This window comes from Sphingomonas lutea, assembly GCF_014396785.1.
Taxonomy (GTDB): domain Bacteria; phylum Pseudomonadota; class Alphaproteobacteria; order Sphingomonadales; family Sphingomonadaceae; genus Sphingomicrobium; species Sphingomicrobium luteum.
Genome location: NZ_CP060718.1, coordinates 844,500 through 864,492 on the forward strand (window position 1 = coordinate 844,500; position 19,993 = coordinate 864,492).

Below are 19,993 nucleotides of genomic sequence, written 5' to 3' on the forward strand. Positions count from 1 at the left end.
CCGCTTACAGGCCGCCCGGGCCATCGTTGCCGCTGGTCACGGGTTGTTCGATCGGAACGTCGAGCGTGACCGGGCCGCTGTTGATCAGGCTCGTCCCGACGTTGACTCCGGCCCGCTCGTCTTCGCTCTCTTCCTCTTCTTCGCTTTCCTCTTCCGATTCTTCCTGCGTGCCTTCGTCGGTGCCGGCAGGATCGCTGAACTCCGCTTCCGTCGAGACAAGCGCGCTCGGGCCTTCCATCAAGCCGATCGGTCCCAGGATGACTTCGACGCCTCCGCCCTCGACCGGCGGTTGGTCCGGCCCGCAACCGGCCCCGGGGTCGCATCCATTGACGTTGGAGCCGTCGGCGAACTGATCATTTCCAGCGAAGGTCACGCCCTCCGCGAAATCATCGCCGCCGGACACCGTGCCGTCGGACTTGGCCTGCCGCCCGTAGATGACCACGGTCGCGGGGTCGGCGCCTTCATTGACGATGGTCAGGCCGCCGTCGCCCACGGTGAGGCCAGCCAGGTCGGACTCCGTGCCCGTATTCTGAACCATGAAGGTGCTTCCCAACATGGTCACGGTCATTTCACCCGCCTGCAGTGCGCCCGCGGGGTTGGCCGCGCCGCTGTTGGTCGCCAAGGCCGCATCGCGTCCGGGGAAATTCGGATTGGCGTTGAGCTGAGCCAGCACGTCGCTTTCGGCGACCCACACATCGTGCGCGGTAAGTTCGAGTACGCCCGACACATCCGTGCCGTTGGTCATCGCAATCCCGCCGCCGCTCGATGTGTCGACCTGGATCGAATCGCCGGCGTTGATGGCGAGGACGTCCGTCGCGGCCGCATTCAGGAACGCGACCGGGCCTTCCACGAACACCGAAGCGTCGGTGTTGAGGGTCACCGACTTGGCGCCGCCGCCATCCGTGTTGCTGCCGTCGATCTCGACGGCGCGCACGATGACGTCAGGCGCAGCCCCGCCGCTGCTGGAGGCCACTGCGTTGATAACGATTGCGTCGGAACTGAGTTCGCCTTCGCCGGTGAGGTGCCACTGGCCTTCCTGGCCCGGCTCCTCGCCGCCGATCAGGATGGCGAGATCGTCGCTCACGGCATTGAGGGTGATCAGCGTGGTCACGCCATATTCGCCCAGACCGCCCGCTTCATCGAAGAAGATCTGCGCGGAGGTGACCGAGATTTCGGGGGCGACAACCATTCCCCGGAAGCTGGCAAGGCCACCGGCAAGGAAAGCGGCGGTCGTATCCGCAGTGACATTGCCGACGGAAAGGTCGGTCCCCGCTGCCAAGTCGACAGTGCCGGCCGCGATATCGAGCACGGTCAAGGCCGTTTCCGCCGACAGGATGACGTCCTGCCCGGCAAGAATATTGCCGGTCAGTAATTCGGTGCCGGCCAGCCCTTCGATCCCCGCCAGAGCATCGAGATCGCCGGTGGTGATCGAGCCTGCGGCATCGAGCAGGATGTTCCCGCGCGATGTAATGCTCTCGGTCAATAGATCGCCGTCGGACGACAGCGCGATGTCATATTGGGTGGGCACGATCGCTTGCGTGCCGAATCCCTGGCCGACGATTGGCGGGGCCCCCGATTCGAGGATTCCAAGGCCCACGTTGCCGCCCGCATCTACCGTGATGCCGGTGCCGGCGAACACATTCCCCGCCGTCACTGCGCCACCTGCCAAAAGCGCAATGCTCCCGTCCGCAGAAAGGTCGAGCGCGACGAGGTCGAGGCCCGCCGAAAGCGCCAAGTCCCCGCCCACGAACACATTGCCCGCCGTCAGGCTTCCGCCCGCCGAGATCGACATCGAATTGTCGGCAAACAGGTCGCCGATGACGAAATCCCCGGCAAGCGCCAGCGCGATGCTTGGCGCATCGAGCGAAACCGCGTCGAGATTGCCCCCCGTCGTCAGGCTGATGCTTTCCCCTGCCGCCGATGTTCCCAACGTCAGGTCGCCGTCCGCAATGGCGTTGATCGCTGTTGCCGCCGAAAGAGCGCCAGTGGTGAGCGTTCCGCCGGCATCCAGGTAGATTTCGCCGTTCGCGCTGATGCTGTCGAACGACATGTTCGTTCCCGCGGCCGCGTAGATGTTGCCGGCGGTCACCGGGCCGGTGACCGTGACCGACCCTGCCGTGCGAACCGGCGTGAGCGGGAGGATCAGCGACGGATCGAATTCGGTGTTGGGCCCACCGCCGCCGAGCGCGAACATCGACCAATCGGCGATGTAGAGCGTTCCACCCGCGTCGGTGGTGATCGCGCCGAAATCGGCATTGCTGCCCGATAGGGTCATCACCAGCTCGCCGCCGCTGATGTCGCCGGTGCTGAGCGTGCCGGCGGTGGCAAAGCCGACCCAGCCGGGGCTGGTCACGTCGCCGACGCTGATCGAGGTCAGGGAGCCGATCCCGACCGCGAAATCGCTAAGCGGCACGTTCGGGCCGGCACTGATGTTGCCGAGGACGACCGCGCCATCAGCCTCGCCATTGACGTTGCTGACTGCGGCAATGTTGCCGCCAGTTACCGATCCGATCGCTTCGAATTCGAACCACAGCGCGTCGACATTGCCGAATTGCGCATTCCCCGACGTATTGATCTCCGCGCCGCCGGCAGCGGTCACGTCGGCCACCGTGACGTTGCCGGTCGCGTTGAGCGCGATGTCGCCGCCCGCTTGCAGGTTGCCGGCTGTCAGGGTGCCCCCTGAACTGAGGGCGAGGAAGCCGGTGACGTTGAGGTCGCCCGTAGTCAGATTGTCGATTGTCGCCAGCGCGATACTGCCGGCGTCAAGATTGGCGGTGTTGGCGATCTGGAAGGCCGCCGCGTCGAGCACGCCGGCCTGGATCAAAGCCGCGCTTCCGTCGCCGACAAAGCGGATCAGGCCGGGCGTCTGGATTTCCAGGGTGCTGTCGACGTCAAGCTGACCGCCGGTCAGCGCTTCGATCAGAATGTCGTCGCTCGAGGAGAGCAACATCGAGGTTGCGCTGATCGTGCCGAGCGCGCCGATTTCGATTCCATCTTCGTCGAAGCCCGGCGTTCCGCCGACCGACGTCAGGACTACGCTGCCGAGCGACAAGCTGCTCGTCGCGTCCGCGTCGATCAGGATATCGCCCGCGCCGAATCCGCCGTTGGACAAGGCGAACAGCGAGCCCAAGGTGATATCGCTGCCGTTGATCGCGTCGATCTCGATCGTGCCGCCGGCATAGTCACCGCGCGCGGTAAAGGTCGTGGCGCCGCCGCTGATGACGGAGTTGAAGGCGAGCAAGGTGACGCTGCCGCCGTTACCGACCGAGCCGGTGGTGCCCGTGCCCGACAGCCCGTTGGCGGAGGCCAGCAGGCTGCCGAAGCTGGCGCTGTCATCGAACACGCGGAAGCCGACATTGCCGCCCTGGCCGGCGCCGAACGTGCCGGCCCCGCTGGAATTGCCGCCCAAGCCGTCGGCATAAAGTTCGGTCGGGCCGTTGAGGGTGAGCGTCGAGCCCAGGTCGAACACCTCGACTTGCGCGCCGCCGCCGCCTTCAAGATTGTCCCCGCCGTAGCCGAAGCCGGCATTGATGCCGTCGCCACCATCGCCACTGCCGTTGATCGTCAGCACATTGGCCGTGACCGAACTGCCCGAATACACGCCCAGCGTGGCGTCGCCGCCGTAACCGTCGCCGCCATTGCCGCCCAACGCCGATCCGCCGGTGCCTTCGGCTTCGATATTGGTCGCCGTGCCGAGTTGGACCGTCGCGCCATTGTAGGCGAACAGCTCGGCGTTGCCGCCGATGCCGTTGCCGGCACCGACGTCGCCGTCGCCGCCTTCGCCTTCGGCGCTGAGGAACAGCTCGCCGGTGACCGTCAGACTGCTGCCGTCGACCTCGATCCGGGCCAGCCCGGCATCGGCGACGCCGCCGACCGTGTTCGTCGCTGTCCCGAGAATGCCGCCGCCGAACGCGTCGCCGCCAAGGCTGAGGTCGGTGAATGACGCGCTGCCACCGTTGAGGATAGCAATTCGCGCGGTGCCGCCCTGCGCGCCGCCGCCGGTACCGTTGGTCGCCGCTTCGCCGCCGGAGCTGTTGGCGGAGATGATCGCGGCGCCGGTCACGGTCAGCGACCCCCCGTCGACCGTCACGACTGCGGAGCCGCTATCGGCAAAGCCACCGGTGACGCCGTCGCCGCCGAACGAGTCCGCCGACATCGTCAAGGCGCCCGCGGTCAGGCTGGCCGCTGCGCCGGTGATGTTCAGCGTGAGACTACCCGCGTCTCCAAGCCCGCCACTGCCGCCCGTCGAGCTTCCGCCGATGGCGTTGACGTTGCCGGTCAGGCTGGCGACGTTAACCAAGCCTTGGATATTGAAGGTGACGGGGGCGCCCGTTGCGCTCCCGCCGTTGCCCGACCCGCCGTTACCGCCAGACACGAAGTTGTTTACCGACATGCCGCCGGCGAGCGAGATGCGCGACGTCGCATCGACGTTGATCGTCACATTGGCGCCGGTCGCCGATCCGCCACTGATGGTACCCGCGCCGCCGGTCGCGGTTGCGCCCGGGCCAAAATTTGCGGTTGCGATGGCCGACTGGACGACCCCGCCGTTGGTGATGTTGACGATCGCCGCGCCGCCGCTGGCGTTTCCGCCCTGCGCGCCAGCGCCGCCTTCGCCGCCGGCGAATACGCCAAGCCCGCCGAGCAGGTGCACGGTCGAACCGTCGACTTCGAAGGTCGCGGTCCCGCCGGAAGCGCTACCGCCATTTCCGCTGCCGCTGGCAGAGCCGCCGCCGGCGCCCGCGCCACCCGTCGCCGCAATCGACATCGTCGCGCCGTTGCGGGCGTAAATGGTCCGCGTCCCGCCGATCGCGTTGCCGCCGTGAACGTTGGCGACCGGGGTTGCGTAGTGGCCGCCCTGGGTGAAAGTGCTGGCCAGCAAAGCCGGGAGCGTCATCGTCGCATTGTCGGCGCCGATCGTGATGTCGCCGCCAAATGCGGTTCCGGCCGTGCTTCCGGCCAGCGTCGCTGAGCCGCCGTAGCCACGTGCATAAATGTTGCTGATCTGCGACCCAACGGGTGTCGGGAAGGTGATGCTTGCGCCGGCTGACGCCAAGATGCTGGCATCGCCGCCGGTGCCCATCCCACCATTGCCGCCGGAACTTGAGCCACCGATGCCGTTCGCCGACAGCGTGGCGTTCTGCAGGAAATATCCTGCGACCGGCTGCGTAAAGAAGAGCACGCCGATGTCGCTGCCGGCACCGCTGGCGAGGATTTCGGCAATGCCGCCGGTTCCGTTGCCGCCCGCGCCGGCGCTGCTCGAACCGCCGGTACCGTCGGAGCGGATCGATACCCTGGCCAGCGTTACATCGCCGCCGAGGGTGGCGTGGACACGGCCCGTTCCTGCCGTCGCGTTGCCGCCGATGCCGCCGCCGCCGCCGAGCGCGCCCGCGTCGAGCAGGGCCTGCCCGCTCGTGTTGAGGGTGCCACCCTCGGATTTCAGCAAAACACTTCCGCCTTGGGCGTTGCCGCCCGTCGCGCCATTGCCGCCGGTCCCTTTGGCCGTCGCGGTGAGGATGCCAAGGCTGACATTGCTGCCCGCTTCGGCGGTGACATCCACGGTCCCGCCGGTTGCCTGGCCGCCCAGTCCGCCGGTCGAATTGCCGCCGGTGGCGCCGGCCGTGAAGAAGTTGGTGCCGGTGAAGTTGGCGTTGCCGCCAAATTCCGAAACGACGCTGGCGATGCTGCCCGTGGCGCCGCCGCCATTCCCGGTCGTGCCGCTGCCGCCTGCCGCCTGGGCCTGCAGTCCGACGCCGTTGATCGCCAGCGTTGAGCCGACGCCGCTGGCGACATAATAAGCCGTGCCGCTGGTCGCCGAACCGCCGCTGACGCCGTTGCCGCCGCTTGCGCCAGCAGCCACGGTCACGTTGTTGCCGGTGACGGTGGCGCCGTTGAACGCGTTGAGCTTGGCCGTCCCGCCGGTCGCGGTCCCGCCGGCTCCGCCGGACGAGTTCCCGCCGGCGGCCGTCGCCGAAATGATGGTCGATGACGAGCCGAGGCCGAGCGAAACGCTACCGTCTGCCGAGACGTCGGCCAATCCGCCGGTCGCACCGCCGCCCGCGACCGAACCCGAACCGCCGGTGGCGTTGGCTGAGGCTTGAGTCACCCCGGTAAGGCTTAGCGTGCCGTTGGCTGCGATTTGCGCCGCGCCGCCGGTTGCGCCGCCGCCGACGCCCGAAGACCCCGCGCCGCCGGTGCCGTTGGCGGAAATTTCAGCCGCGCTCCCGGACACGCTCGCGCCGTCGAAGATGTTGAGCGACGCCGCGCCGCCTTGGCCCGAGCCGCCGTCGGCGCCCGCGCCGCCGATGCCGTTCGACCAGGCACGCAGGGTGGCGCCGCCGGTGATCGTGCCGTCGATGAACATCAATGCGTTGCCGCCGGCGGCGAATCCGCCAAGCCCGGTCGTCGCGAGCCCGCCGGTCGAACTGGCGTCGATCAGCGCAATGCCGCTCAGCACAGCGGTCGAGCTGCTGTCCATGTCGAAGCTTGCAGCGCCCTCGACGTTCTGGGTCGCATCGCCGCCGCTGGTGGTTCCGGCGCCCCCGTGGCCGCCGTTGAGATGGTGACGTTGCCGGAGGTCAGGTTTGAGGCGGACAGGCTCAACCTGGCATCGCCGCCCGTCGCGTCTCCGCCGTCGCCGTCGCTGGCCGCGCCGCCGGTTGCGGACGAATCGACCGTGGTCGAGGTCACCGTTGCATCGCCGTTGAGGGTGGCGAGCGCCATGCCGCCGGTCGCCGTGCCGCCGAACGTGGTGCCGGCCCCGCCAGTCGCGGTCGTCGCGACCGTGACGCTGCCGTCGAGCATGTCGCCGTTGAGGGTAAAGTAAGCCTGCCCGCCGGAGGCGTCGCCGCCCGCACCGCTGGACCCCGCGCCCCGGCCGCACGCGCGGTGACCTGCATCCAGGTTTCCACGTCGAGCGTGCCGTTGACGATAAGCTGCGAGTAGCCGCCCTGGCCGTCGCCGCCGGTCGACCCGGCGCCGCCACCGCCGAACGAGGTGACGACCAAGCCGACGAATTCATCCAAACTGGTGAAGGTCGCGACGCCATCGATCACGATGGTTGAGGAGCCGGCAAAGCCATCGCCGCCAATCCCGGTCGCCGTCGTGCCAATGCCGCCGTTGCCGCCGGCGCCATTGCTCTGCAGGCTCATCGCGGTCGCGGTCAGCGATCCGGCGATATTGGCCGCAATCGAGCCGCCAGACCCGGTGGCGCCGTCGCCGCCCGCACCCGAGGTAGCGGCGCCGCCGTCTCCGCCGACGGCAATGGAGAAGAGCCGTACGCGGCCAGCGGTGGCCGTTCCGCTTCCGAAATTGAAATTGGCCTCGCCGCCGACCGCCGTATTGCCCATCCCGCCGGTGGCGCCAGCGCCGCCGTTGCCGCCGCTGGCGAAGGCCGAAATGTCGGCGTCGCCCAACGTCAGCTGGACGGAAGCGCCCAACGCGAGTTCGGTCGGCGTATCCAGCGACGCCGTGCCGGCTTCCGCCAGGCCCCCGGAGCCGCCCGCGCCACCAGCATTGTCGAACCCGTTACCGCCTTCGGCTTCCGCCAAAATCTGGGTCAGGCCGATGACGTTCAGCTGGCCGCCATTCGCATCGATCTGCACGCGCGCTTCATTGGCAATGCCGTCGCCGCCCAGGACTCCGCCGTCGCCGCCAGTCGCGTTGGCGTTGACCTCCAGCGACCCCGCCGACACCGCACCGCCGCCGATCGACAGCATGGCCAGGCCGCTGTTGGCGAGCCCGCCGTTCTGGCCGCCGTTGCCGCCGGACGTTTGCGCCAGGACCATGAGGGCCCCGCTGGTCGACAAGCTTGCGGCATTGCCGATGATCACATTTGCACTGCTGGCGCTCGCATCACCGCCAGTGCCGGTGGTGGCCGCGCCACCCGTGGCGCTGGCTGAGACTTTCGACGCACCGGTGACGTTAAGCGATGTGCCAGCACCAAGCTCGAGCGTCGCGTTGCCGTCGATCATGTACGCGTCGCCGCCGCGCGTCGTGCCGTTGCCGCCGGTCGCATCGACGACCACGTTGAGGTTGCCACTCGTCGCGCTGCCGCTGAGCAGCCGGATTGTCGCATCTCCGCCGATCGCGTTGCCGCCCGCGCCGGCGCTCGCCGCACCGCCAATCGCATTGGCGGTCACGTCCGTGATCGACAATGATGCCGAGCCGCTGAGGTCGAACGCCGCGGTGCCCGAAACCGCATTGCCGCCCGACGTCGTACCCGCGCCGCCAGTAGTGAACGTCGCCACATTGACCCGCGCGCCCGTGATGGTGCCGGTAGAAACCAACGTGGCCGTACCGCCGGTGGCGTTGCCGCCGGCCCCCGCCGACCCCGATCCGCCAAGTGCGGACGCGGTCGCTTGGATATATCCGCCGGTATAGCTGCCGTTGATTGCCACGTTGACGGTGCCGCCTTGGCTCGCACCGCCGATCGCGCCGTTGCCGTTGCCGCCGAATGCCGTGACGAGCAGGCCCTGATTGGGGTTAGTCGACGTCGTGACAAGTGCGCCATCGATGATGGCCGTGCCGCTGCCGCCCTGACCGAAGCCGCCGTTGCCGGCGATGGTCGAGCCCGCGCCGCCGGCGCCCGCGTTGCCGGAATTGATGTTGGTGTAGCTGAAAGCGGTCAGCGTTCCGCTCATGTTGAACGTGCCGGTGCCGCCGAAGCCCGCGCCGCCGGCGCCGCCCGAACCGGCCGATCCGATCCCGCCCACGCCGCCATTGCCCTGGTTCGTGACGTTGACTGCCCCGGTCGCGAGCATGCTTGCGCCGCGCAGGTTGAAAATGTTGTTCCCACCGCGGCCTTCGCCACCGGCGCCGCCGAAGGTGCCGTTGCCGCCCGCGCCGGCGAACCCGGCCGCGCGGAGGTCGAAGGCGCCGTTGCTGGTGATGTTGACCGACGCCCCGCTGTTAAGCGTCGCTGCGACGTCGAGGATCGAGGTGCCGCCGCGGCCGATGCCGCCGGCACCGCCGACCGTCGTGGCATTGTTATTGCCCACGCCGCCGAAGCCCTGCGCCGCGATGATTCCCTGGCCGGTCGAGGTCAGCGACCCGCCGCCCGCGAGAAATTCGAGCCTGGCGGTGCCGGCGGCGCCTTCGCCCGCGGTCTCGCCGCCTGTCCCGCCGGTGCCGTTGGCGCGCACCTCGAGCGGGGCGGCGGTCAGCGACCCGTCGTCGATCGACACCGTGGCGGTGCCGCCGATGCCCTTGCCGCCGAACTTCTGCGCATTGCCGCCGTTGCCGACTGCTTCGACCCGGACCATGCCGGTCGAGCTGACGCTGCCGTCATTAGCGATGGTGAGAGTCGCAGTGCCGCCGGTACCGTTGTTCGCAACTCCGGTCGGTTCATTGGTGTGGCCGGCGAAGCCTGACGCATAAAGCTCAAGCACGCCGCTCCCGGTGACCGTGCCGCCAAGCACGTCCATGGTCGCGGTGCCGCCCTGTGCGGTGCTGCCGCGAACGTCGCCGTCTTGTCCCTGACCATTGGCGTTGACCTGGAAGGTGCCGAAGCTGAGCGCGCCGTTGGCGCCAACATCGACGTCGGCGATGCCGCCCGTCGCGAGGCCCGCAAAGCCCGTGGTGCTTGATCCACCGCTGCCCATCGCCATGACCAGCGCGCTGTTGGTGATGTTCACATTGGCGTTGACGTCCATTTCGGCCAGGCCGCCCAAGCCGTCGCCACCGTTGCCGAAGACGTTTGCGCCGTAACCGTTAGCCGTCAGCTGCAAATCGGTCGCCGACACTGTCCCGCCGGAAGAAGATTGCAGGTAGACTTCACCGCCTGTGCCGTCGCCGCCGGTCGCGCCGATGCCACCGCTGCCGTTAGCAAGAACCCACAGATTGCCTTCGACATCGAACAGCCCGCCGCTAACCAGCGCCTGCGCGTATCCGCCGAAGCCATTGCCGCCGGAGGAGGTGGAGCCGACGCCCGCCCCGCCGGTGGCATGCGCGCTGGCGATCGTGTTGCCGCCCGTCGTCAGCGAACCGTTGGGCAGCACCTGGAACAACGACGTGCCGCCGTACGCATTGCCGCCGACCTGGCCCGAACCGCCCGTTGCATTGGCGGAGAGGAACGCCGTGCCGCCGACGGAGACCGTGCCGCGCGCCGCCAGAAAGACGATCCCGCAATAGCCCTCGGTGCAGTGGCCGCCGCCATAGGCGGTTCCGCCGGGCGCGGACGTCAGGCCGCTGCCGGCTGCGCCGCCGGTCGCCGAAGCGTCCATGCTGAGGTTGCCGTTGATCGTGGTCCGGCCAAGCGCAAGCGTGGTGCCCGCCGGATTGAAGGTGCCGGTGAGGAGGTAGGCGCCGAGCGCATTGCCGCCGGCGCCGCCGAACATGGCGTCGCTGCCGCCGGCCCCGCCAACCGCGATGCCCTGCATCGTTACCGCACCGACGGTGATTTCGGCACCGCGGCTGTCGGCGATCAGGAAGGCGCCGCCGGTGGAATCCTGCCCGGTATATTGCCCGGCGGTGGCGTTCCCACCGTCGCCGCCCGGAACGTTATCGCCATTGCCCTGGCGCCCGTCGCCGCCATACGCCGCGACATCCATCGCCACGTTGCCGGCGGAAATCGTGGCGGTTGGACCGGCGGACAGCTGGGCCTGAACGAAGTTGGTGCCACCGAAGGCATTGCCCCCGTCGCCGCCCGAACCCCAGATTGCATCGCCGCCGCTGCCGACCGAATTGAGGTTGAGCGAACCCGTGATCGCGACGCCGCCCGCCGTGACATAAAGACCGGCATCGCCACCCCAGCCTTCGCCTCCCGAATAGCCGGTGCCGCCGATGCCGTTGGCATTGAGGAAGACGTCGCCTCCGATCGTCACGCTTGAATTGGGGGCCAGGCTTTCGATCGAGACCACGCCGGTCGGATCGTAGCCGGTTTCGGCACCGCCGCCGCGACCCTTGCCGCCCACGACTCCGAACGCATTGGTCGGATTGAGAATGTTTCCGCCCTGTCCGTTCGACGTTAGATTGACGTTGCCGGTGACATTGATCGACCCGCCCTGCGCAGCAAGTCGCGCAACGCCGCCCGTGCCGATCCCCGCGGCCGTGCCCGCGCCGTTGACGTTGCCCCCATAGCCATCGGCATTGCCCTGGAAATTGCCGTTGAACTGGATCGCGCCACCGCTTTGCGCGTGGACATTGATGGTGCCGCCCGTCCCGTTCCCCGCGACGCCGTCGGCGCCGCCGGTAGTGGTTCCGCCGAAGCCCGAGGCATCGGCAGTGACGCCACCCATCGTGACCGTGCCGTTGTTCAGCGCGTGGATGTAGATGTTGCCGCCCTTTGCATCGGGGCTGTTGCCGCTGATGTCGGGACCGGTACCGGGCGCCTGCGCCACCAAGACGGTGCTGCTCGCCACGTTGACGGCGCCGCCGTCGGCCTCGATCGTGATATTGCCGCCGGTGCCGAGAATGCCATTCCAACCGAACCCGTAGGTATTTGCGGTCAGGTTGCCGCCCAGGTTGATCGATCCGCCGCCGCTTGCCGAGAAACGAATGATGCCCGCCGTGCTGTCCGGGAAGACCGTCGTGTACGAATTGAGTATCGTGTTGCCGAGCACATTAAGCTGCCGCCCGCTCGATGCGCTGAACAGGATTTGGCCCTCGTTGGCGCGGAAGTTGACGTCGCCTTCGAACGTTAGGTTGCTCGTCGTGGTCGTCGCTGAAAAGTCCTTGTTGGCCCAGCCGCTGAGGTCCGAGCTGAACGTTCCGCCGGTAACCGAAATGCTCGATTGCTTGGCTTCGAACTGCTGGCCGGAGCGGAGCACGATCTGCCCGTTCTCGACGCCCGCCGTCACCGCATCGTCGAAGCCGACGGTGCCGCCCAGCAGCATCGTCAGCGCCTGGTTCTTGGGCACGGCGACCATGTAGATTGAATGATTGTCGGTGCTGGCGACGTTCGACGGGCCGGTGGTCGTTCCGGAGTGGACGACGCCGTTGCCGTCCCGCGTGCCAAGCGCGACGTTAATGTCGAACAGGCCTTGGTTGATCGTCATCGTCACGTCTTCGGCGGCGACGAGCGCGGCCGATCCGTTGACGCTGATAGTGCCGTCCTGAACGACGCGCGGGCCGATCATCGCGACATAGCTGCCGGCGCTATTGGCGTTGACCAGCGCGCCGCTTGCGAGCTGAACCGTGCTCGACTGATCCGCCTGGTTGAGGAAGCGCCCGAAGCCGTCGCTCGAGGTGGCGAAATCGATCGGGTCGAGGCTGGTCAGAAGCAGTCCGCCGACATCGACGCTGGCAGTCGATCCGACGAGGATTCCGCCGGGGCTGTAAAACCAGACCTTGCCGCCCTGCACATTGCCGTCGAGCCGGGAAATGATGCTGCCGTTAAGCGAGATTCCGCGCGTGGCGTCCGTCGGAACGACGCGATTGAGAATGGTGAAGTCGGACAGGCCGGCCTGGCCCTGGAACAATGCGGTGTTGGTCGAAGGCAGGAAGTCGATCGTGCCGGTGCCGGTCTCGTTCGGGTTCCAGTTGATCGTCGCCTTGGGCGCGGTGACGGTGATCGTATTGCCCGCGCCGACCGTCGCGCCGCTGCTCGATCCCACCGTGCCGTTGAACGGATTCGCGTCCGCCCGCTGCGGCGCGATCACGCCGATTGCAATGGCTGCCGTGGCGCACGACAACATCAGGCGACGGCGCTTGGTGATGCGCGTGCTGGAGGTGCGGGGCGAGAACGCGCTACGCTGGGTCATCTGAAACTCCATGGCCAGAGCCGGGTCGTCAGGGATATGAGAAGGCGGACGGCGGGGCGTTCGCGCTCGACGCCGATGCGGCTGAGCGGAACGGCGAGCGCGGTATCGAGCGCGAAGCGGTTGAACAGCAGTCGCGCGCCGGCGCCGACGGAATGCAGGCGGTTGGGCTGATCGACCTCGACTAGCTCTTCGATGTTCTGGACTTTGGCGTGGTCCCAAAAGCCGTAGCCTTCGATCGCGACGCTTTTGGCGCTTGCCGGCACGCGGCTGCCGATACGAAGCTCGACCTGCGTGCCGTAGCCGCGGTCGCCGAGCAGCGCGCCTGGATCGTAACCACGCCCAACGGTGTAGTTGCCGGCCGAAAATTCCTCGAAGCTGAGCAGGCCGTCCCACGCATATTGCGCGCGAGCGCCGAGTGCGACGGTGACGAGGCGGGCGGGGCGGAGCTCGCCATAGCCGCTGTAGCGCAGCACCAATGCGTCGGACTGGCCTTCGAGCCGGCTTGGCGGGATGTCGCCGGGGTCCAGGCAATCGTCGCCCTCGGGACCGCAGTCGTCGCTTGCGCCGAAGATGTTGAGCCCCTTGCGCAGCTCGACCAGGTTGGACACGCGCCAGAACGGCTCAACCAGCGAGCGTCCGGGCTTCGAGAAGTCCATGCTGACCGCGTCCCAGCCGACGCGCGCAAAGCCGACACGCAGCCGGTCCCGTGTAAGGTCGATGTCGTCGAGCTCGACGTCCTGGTTGATGATGTCGAGGCCGAGCGAGCCGCGCACGGTGCTCGCCTGGCGCCGCACGAATGGATAGCCGATCTCGGCCGTGCCGAGCAGCGTCCGCGCCTTGACATCGGCATCGGGCACCGACGGGTTGGCCCAGGCGTAGGTGAAGGATCCCGACGCGCTCAGGCCTTCCGCGCCCAGCCGGAAGTCGTGGCCGACCTGGATCGTCTGCTGCTCCTCGAAATCGGATGTGCTGAACATCGAAACCGTGGTCCGGTCGGCAAGGCCGGTGAGGCCATAGAGCTGCCCGCGCAGCAAGCCGCCGAAACGGCCCAGTTCGCGCGATCCCGAATTCTGGATATTGGCGTCGGCAAATGCGGTGATCCGCTGCACGGTGACGTCGCCGATCACCTCGCCGGGCGCGGTGCCGGCAGGGCGGAGGGTCAGGCGAACATTGTACCCCGGCAGGTCGCTCGCCAGCAGGAGGTAGCGCTCGGCCTCATAGCGGTTGAATACGGGCTTCTCCGCCAGTTGATTGAGATAGCCGGCGATGGTCCGCTCCGCGCCTGAGGCATTGCCGCGGACACGCACGCCCGTGATTTTGGCCATCAGGACGCGGAAGCGCACGACGCCATCCGCAATGCGCTGTTCGGGCACTTGCACTGCGGCGATGTACCCGGCTTCGCGAAGGATCGTGGCAGCTCGATCGCGCACTTCGCAAACGACCGAGATCGGCTGCTCGGATCCGACGAGGGGGGCATACGCCGGCGCAAGTTCGGCAACGGTCAGGCCCTGCAAGCCTTCGAACTGGACGTCGCGCAATGTGAAGCGAATATCTTTGAGGTCGGGACTGTCGAGTGCGCAGGGCGCCCGCTCGATACCGCCTTCCACCTCCAGGCGCGGTGCACGCGGTGTGGGTGCGGTCGTGTCGGGGCGAGTGACCTCTTCCCGGGTCGGCGGCAAAACCTGAGACGCCGTTTGGGCCGCCGCGCTGTTGGCGGACGCGATCATCGCCGTGCCGAGAAGAAATTTCCGAGCAATTCCCGACGCCAAAGGCGCCGCAGTCACAGAAAAGATTTGTCGTCCCAAGGGGGTGCCCCTTTCCCCAAAGTTCCCCGGCGACTCGCGTCCCCACGCGAGAAGTGCGAAAGTTTAGAGCAGGTTAACCATTCGGCAGCAAGCCCGAATTAACTGCAGTTAACTTATTGACGCGTCTATGAAGTCCCGGATCGGGACTGACCTTCGGAAGATCGTCCACCGAGTCTTCGATACGCCTCCGCAACCGCATCGACGCAAGGCGCGTTCACCCGCCGATGTATCGATCCAACCTCGACCGGAAGGCCCGGGCGGTGCCCTGCTGGCGGCCGCCGGAATCAATGCGGGGCTCCTGCTTGCCTTCCTCCAATTGTCGGGACGCGTCGATCTTTCGGACCCGCAGAGCGTCTTGCAGACGATTGACCTCGTCGAGGAAGCGCCGCCTCCACGCCCGCCGCCCCCGCCGCAACGACCACGCGAACAGCAACGACCCAAGGATCCTGAAGGCGGATCGCCGGCCAACATCCGCAGCCAGGCGACTCCGGTCGTCGCCCCCACGCCGATCGTCGAGCCGCAGCGGCCCAACCCGATTGCGGTCACTGAGACGCCCAACCAGGGCGCCGCACCGACGCAAGGCGCCGCCGCCGTGCGCGGACCGGGCACGGGCGCGGGCGGCGTGGGGACGGGCACCGGCACGGGCTCGGGCAGCGGGTCAGGCGGCGGCGATGGCGGCGCGATCGGGCCGCCGCGACTGGTGACGCCGGTGCTGCGCGGTCGCGATTTTCCGCGCGAAACCCTCGAACAATGGCCGCGCGGGGCGCAGGTGTTCCTGCGCTTGCGCGTCGATGCCCGCGGCTTCGTCAGCGAATGCGCGGTCGACCGCAGCAGCGGCGTGCGCGCGATCGACGGAGAAATTTGTGCGCTTGCCTATCAGCGGCTGCGCTTCCGCCCTGCGGTGAACCGATATGGCCAGCCGGTTGCGGGATGGTTCGGATACCGGCAAACGGCCCCGCGATAGACGCAGCGCAAGGCCTGACCGATGATTGAAGCCGAATGGTGGGAATATGACGATATCGACGAGCTTGCCGATGCGGTGGCCGGCGATGTCGGCTTCATCATCGAAAGCGCGGTCGATGCGCGCGGCGAAGCACTGATCGCGCTTCCCGGCGGCACGACGCCGCTGCCGATCTTCCGCAAGTTGGCGAGCGCCAAGCTGCCGTGGAAGCGGGTGACGATCATCCCGACCGACGAGCGGCTGGTCCCGCTCACCGATGAACGGGCGAACATCCGGGCGATTGCACAGAACTTCCTGCCGTCGGGGGCGCGGGTGTTCCCGATCACCAGCGACATTGCCGACCACAAGCTGGCCGGCAATTCGGCCAACGCCAAGCTCGCCGAGCTCAAGTTCCCGCTCGACCTCGCCTGGCTTGGCGTCGGGTCAGACGGCCACACCGCGTCGATCTTCGCCGGCCCCGATCTCGACGAGGCGCTGAATGCGCCCAAGGGCCGCCATGCCGTGGGGGTCATGCCCGATCCTATGCCGCAGGACGCACCGGTCGCCCGCGTTACGCTGACGCGTTCGGCGATCCTGTCGGCGCGCACCGTCCTGCTGACCGTCACCGGTGCAGAGACGCGCGAATTGGTGGAAGGCGCAATCGCCGATGGGCAGAGTTCGAAGCTGCCGATCGGCCGCGTGCTGGCGGAAGCGGAGCAGCCGATCGACATCCATTGGGCACCGTGAAGCGGCTGCTCGGCGCGGCGCTGATCGGCGCTGCTGCTTCGGTCCCGGTCGCCGCCGAGCCGATCACCGCAGAACGATTGATGACCCACATCCGCATCCTCGCCGACGACAGTTACGAGGGTCGCGAAGCAGGGACGCCGGGCGGGGAGCGGGCCGAGGCCTATATCCTCGACGCGTTCGCCAAGGCCGGATTGCGGCCAGGTGCCGGGAGCAGCTGGCGCCAAACGATCGACATCGTCGCTCGAACGCCGGTTGCGACGCGCCTGGCTTTCTCGAGGAACGGAACAGCTGTCGCGCTGCCGGCGGATTCGATCGTGCTGACCGGAGCCGACACCGCAGTGGACCTGGCCACGGCCCCGGTCCTGTTTGCAGGCTATGCGACCGAGCCCGAGCTGGCCGGCATCTCCGTCAAGGATGCCGTGGTCGCCATGCTTCAAGGCCAGCCGCCAGAATCGCGCAGCGTCGGGTCGTGGCAGGATCGGCGCCAGGCGCTCCTCGATGCGGGGGCCGCGGCGGTCATTCATGTCGAACCGGCCGACCGCCCGTGGGATGCGGCGGCCAAAAGGTCGCAGCGCGTCATCGCCCCGGGCAATGACGCGTTTGGACCAGCGCGCGGCCCAATGTCCCATGCGGCAGCAACCGTCCTGCTTGGCCGCACCATGCTGGGCGCGGCGGCGCGGCGGGGGTTCAGGGCACGTCGCCTTCCGTTGACTGTATCGGGTCAGGTCACCACGCGCATCGACCAGATCGATCCCGCGAACATCGTCGGCATGGTGAAGGGGAGTGGGGACGGCCGCGAGCCGGTAGTGATGATGTCGCATTGGGACCATACCGGAATCTGCCGGCCCCCCGGCGCGCCCGACCGTATCTGCAACGGTGCGATCGACAATGCGAGCGGGATCGCGGTCCTGATCGAAACCGCGCGCGAGATCGCCGCCGGCCCGAAGCCGGTCCGCGACATTTACTTCCTCGCCACCGCGCTCGAAGAGGCCGGCGGCTTCCTTGGTGCGACGGCCTTTGCGCAGCGGCCCGCCGAGCCGCGGCCGGTGGCGGTCCTCAATGTCGATACCATCGCCATTCACCCGCGCGGGCTGCCCGTCGCGATTATCGGGCGAGGGCGTTTTCCCTCGCTTGACCGAGTCATTGACGCGACGTCGCGCCAATTGGGGCGCAAGGTCGATCTCGACGACGAAGCCAATGTGATGATCGAGCGGCAGGACGGCTGGGCCTTCACAAAGCTCGGCATCCCCAGCGTCATGGCCTCGGGATCGTTCAGCGACATGAAGCTGCTGACCGCCTATCTCGGCACGACCTATCATCAGCCGAACGACGACCTGAAGCAGAAGATCGAAATCGGCGGCGCGGTCGAGGATGCCGACCTGCATGTCGCGCTTCTCCGTGCGCTCGCCGATCCCAAGATTTACCCGACGCCCTAGATCTCCTCGAGCGGGCGCCCGCGCGTCTCCTTGAGGAACAGCAGCGAGACGATCGCGGAGATGGCGGTGAAGACAACCGCGTACCACAGGCCGGAATAGATGTTGCCGGTGATGGCGACGATGGCAAAGCTGGTGACGGGCAAGAAGCCGCCGACCCATCCGGTGCCGACATGATAGGGCAGGGACATTGCCGTATAGCGCACGCGCGTCGGGAACATCTCGACCAGCGCCGCGGCCTGCGGGCCGTAGAGCGCTGTCGCGGCGACCACGAACAATAGCAGGATGCTGATCAGCAGCGGCAGGTTCGCGGCCTTGGGATCGGCGCTCGGCGGATAGCCCGCCGCCTGCAGCGCGCCGCCGATCTCCGCCGCCGTGAGGCTCTTGAGCGCGCGCAGGTCCGCCCCCGCAAGGCCATCGCCGTTCTTGATCGGGACCATGCTGGACCCGGCGACGACCCGCGTCTCGCCATCGGCTGATGGGCGGGTCGTGTAGGAAATGCCCTTGGTGACCAAAGTGCTCTTGGCGATGTCGCAGGCGCTGGTGAACTTGGCGGTGCCCACCGGATCGAACTGGACCGAGCAGGTCGCGGGATCGGTCTCGACGATCACCGGCGTTGCACGCTGGGCCGCAGCGAGCGCGGGGTTGGCGCCCTGCGCGATCAGGTGCGAGCCAGGGAAGTAGAGCGCGAGCGCAAGCAACATGCCGCCGACCATCACCGGCTTGCGCCCGATGCGGTCGCTGAGCCAGCCGAAGAAGACGTAGAGCGGCGCGCTGACGATCGTCATGACGATCAGCAGCAAGTCCTTGGTCGCGCCGGGCAGGCCGAGCGAGCGTTCGAGGAACACCTGCATGTAGAAGAAGGTGAAATACCAGACCGCGCCCTGCGCGCACATAATCCCGAAGAACGCGAGGAAGACGCGCTTCAGATTGTCGCGCCGGCCAAAGGCTTCGCGCAGGGGCGCCTTGCACACTTCGCCGTCCTCGCGGAGCTTGGCGAAATGCGGGCTCTCGGCAAGCTTGACCCGCATGTACACAGAGATCGCGAGCAGGATCGACGACAGCAGGAAGGGGATTCGCCAGCCCCAGTCGGCAAAGGCGTCTTCGCCCACCACCGTGCGCGTCGCGACGATGACGAGGAGCGCGGCGAGCAGGCCGAAGGATGCGGACGACTGGATCCACCCCGTGGCGGCGCCGCGCCGATCGTTGGGCGCATGCTCGGCGACATAGATTGCCGCCCCGCCATATTCCCCGCCCAGCGCAATCCCCTGACAAATGCGCAGGATGATGAGCAGGATCGGCGCGACCACGCCGGCCATCGCATAGGTCGGCAGCAGGCCGATGAGGAAGGTCGCCGCGCCCATCAGGCTGACCGTCACCAGGAACGCGCCCTTGCGCCCCATGCGGTCGCCGACAACGCCGAAGATCAATGCGCCGAGCGGGCGAAAGGCGAAACCCGCCGCGAACAACGCCAGCGCCGCGATCAGCGCCTGGGTCGCATCGAGCCCGGCGAAGAACACCTTGGAAATGACCGGCGCAAGGCTGCCGAAGATGAAGAAATCATACCATTCGAACGCCGTGCCCGCCGACGAGGCGACGACCACGCGCTTCATCGACCAAGCTTCATGTCCTTCGGATTGCGCAACGCTCGCCATTCATCTCTCCCCTGAATGAAGGGATAGCGCGTGAAAACCGGCGCGCAACGGCCATTGAGGGCCTTGCGAATCGCCGACGGCAACCGCGGAAAGTCGCACTAAGGTCTTACTCACCATGCGTGCGCGCGCGCTTGCGCGCGAAGGGCGCGCGATGCGTGTCTTTGCAAGGTGATTGGGCGCCAGCATCCCGCAGCTTGGAGCATATTCGCACCGCTGTAGGACAGGAAATTCGGCGGGGTTCAGTCCAGCTTGCGGATCACTTCATCCAGCCGCGCGACCTGGATGCCGAATTTGCGGACGTTGAAGCTGTTGCGCAATGTCCGCCCGTCGGGCTGCAGGGCGAGCGTCTGATCGACCGCCATGCCGTTCTTCATCGTGTAGCGGATGCGGGCCAAGCCGCCCGCGACCTCGACATCGACCGGGCCGCGCGCGTCGGTGAGTTCGCCGGTGTAGCGGCCGGCACCGTTGGGGCGGAGCGTCCAGCTGCGTCGGCGCGGGGCATTGTCGCCTTGCCGGATCTCCTGGACGAGGACGAGCCCGCCGTTGCCATCGCGCCTGCCAAGGCTGCGCACGCGGATCTGCTCACTCTTCCCGACGAGCAGGTCGAGCGTGCCTTCGCCCATGCTCCTACCCGCGAAGAAGGCGACGGGGTCGAGGGTGGCGCCCGGCGCGGCTGCGGGCGTGCTGTCGTCCATGCATCCGGCAAGCGCGAGCG

9 protein-coding genes are annotated in these 19,993 nt (G+C 67.6%); 3 read left to right on the forward strand and 6 right to left on the reverse strand.

The genetic code is table 11. The features are described 5' to 3' along the window. Positions 1-4 precede the first annotated feature (4 nt). Genes H9L13_RS04365 through H9L13_RS04380 form a run of 4 tightly spaced genes read right to left on the reverse strand, consistent with a single transcriptional unit; the run spans position 5 to position 14,425 of the window. Positions 5-6,475: a beta strand repeat-containing protein gene (locus tag H9L13_RS04365; RefSeq protein ID WP_187539344.1), complete on the reverse strand. Its 6,471-nt coding sequence runs from the start codon at positions 6,473-6,475 to the stop codon at positions 5-7. After that, complete coding sequence (locus H9L13_RS04370; protein ID WP_187539346.1) at positions 6,448-6,720, reverse strand: hypothetical protein; 273 nt, start codon at positions 6,718-6,720, stop codon at positions 6,448-6,450. Before H9L13_RS04370 ends, H9L13_RS04365 begins: the two co-directional genes overlap by 28 nt. After that, positions 6,684-12,698, reverse strand: coding sequence for a beta strand repeat-containing protein (locus H9L13_RS04375; RefSeq protein WP_187539348.1), 6,015 nt, complete (start codon positions 12,696-12,698; stop codon positions 6,684-6,686). Before H9L13_RS04375 ends, H9L13_RS04370 begins: the two co-directional genes overlap by 37 nt. Next, complete coding sequence (locus H9L13_RS04380; protein WP_187539350.1) at positions 12,695-14,425, reverse strand: ShlB/FhaC/HecB family hemolysin secretion/activation protein; 1,731 nt, start codon at positions 14,423-14,425, stop codon at positions 12,695-12,697. The genes H9L13_RS04375 and H9L13_RS04380 overlap by 4 nt, the downstream gene beginning before the upstream one ends. Before the next feature lie 205 nt (positions 14,426-14,630). Between H9L13_RS04380 and H9L13_RS04385 the strand changes: the two genes are divergently transcribed. Genes H9L13_RS04385 through H9L13_RS04395 form a run of 3 tightly spaced genes read left to right on the forward strand, consistent with a single transcriptional unit; the run spans position 14,631 to position 17,626 of the window. Further along, entirely contained in the window at positions 14,631-15,467 is an 837-nt protein-coding gene (locus H9L13_RS04385) for an energy transducer TonB (protein WP_187539352.1), read from the forward strand. A gap of 21 nt (positions 15,468-15,488) precedes the next feature. Beyond that, positions 15,489-16,190, forward strand: coding sequence for a 6-phosphogluconolactonase (gene pgl / locus H9L13_RS04390; protein ID WP_187539354.1), 702 nt, complete (start codon positions 15,489-15,491; stop codon positions 16,188-16,190). Beyond that, a complete protein-coding gene (locus H9L13_RS04395) occupies positions 16,187-17,626 on the forward strand; it encodes a M28 family peptidase (protein WP_187539356.1) in 1,440 nt (479 codons plus the stop codon). Before pgl ends, H9L13_RS04395 begins: the two co-directional genes overlap by 4 nt. On the opposite strand, the gene H9L13_RS04400 is transcribed toward H9L13_RS04395, so the two are convergent. After that, on the reverse strand, positions 17,623-19,278 hold the full coding sequence (locus H9L13_RS04400; protein WP_187539358.1) for an MFS transporter: 1,656 nt from the start codon (positions 19,276-19,278) through the stop codon (positions 17,623-17,625). The genes H9L13_RS04395 and H9L13_RS04400 overlap by 4 nt on opposite strands. Before the next feature lie 239 nt (positions 19,279-19,517). Next, complete coding sequence (locus tag H9L13_RS04405) at positions 19,518-19,973, reverse strand: DUF3833 family protein (RefSeq protein WP_187539360.1); 456 nt, start codon at positions 19,971-19,973, stop codon at positions 19,518-19,520. Between the last annotated feature and the right edge of the window lie 20 nt (positions 19,974-19,993).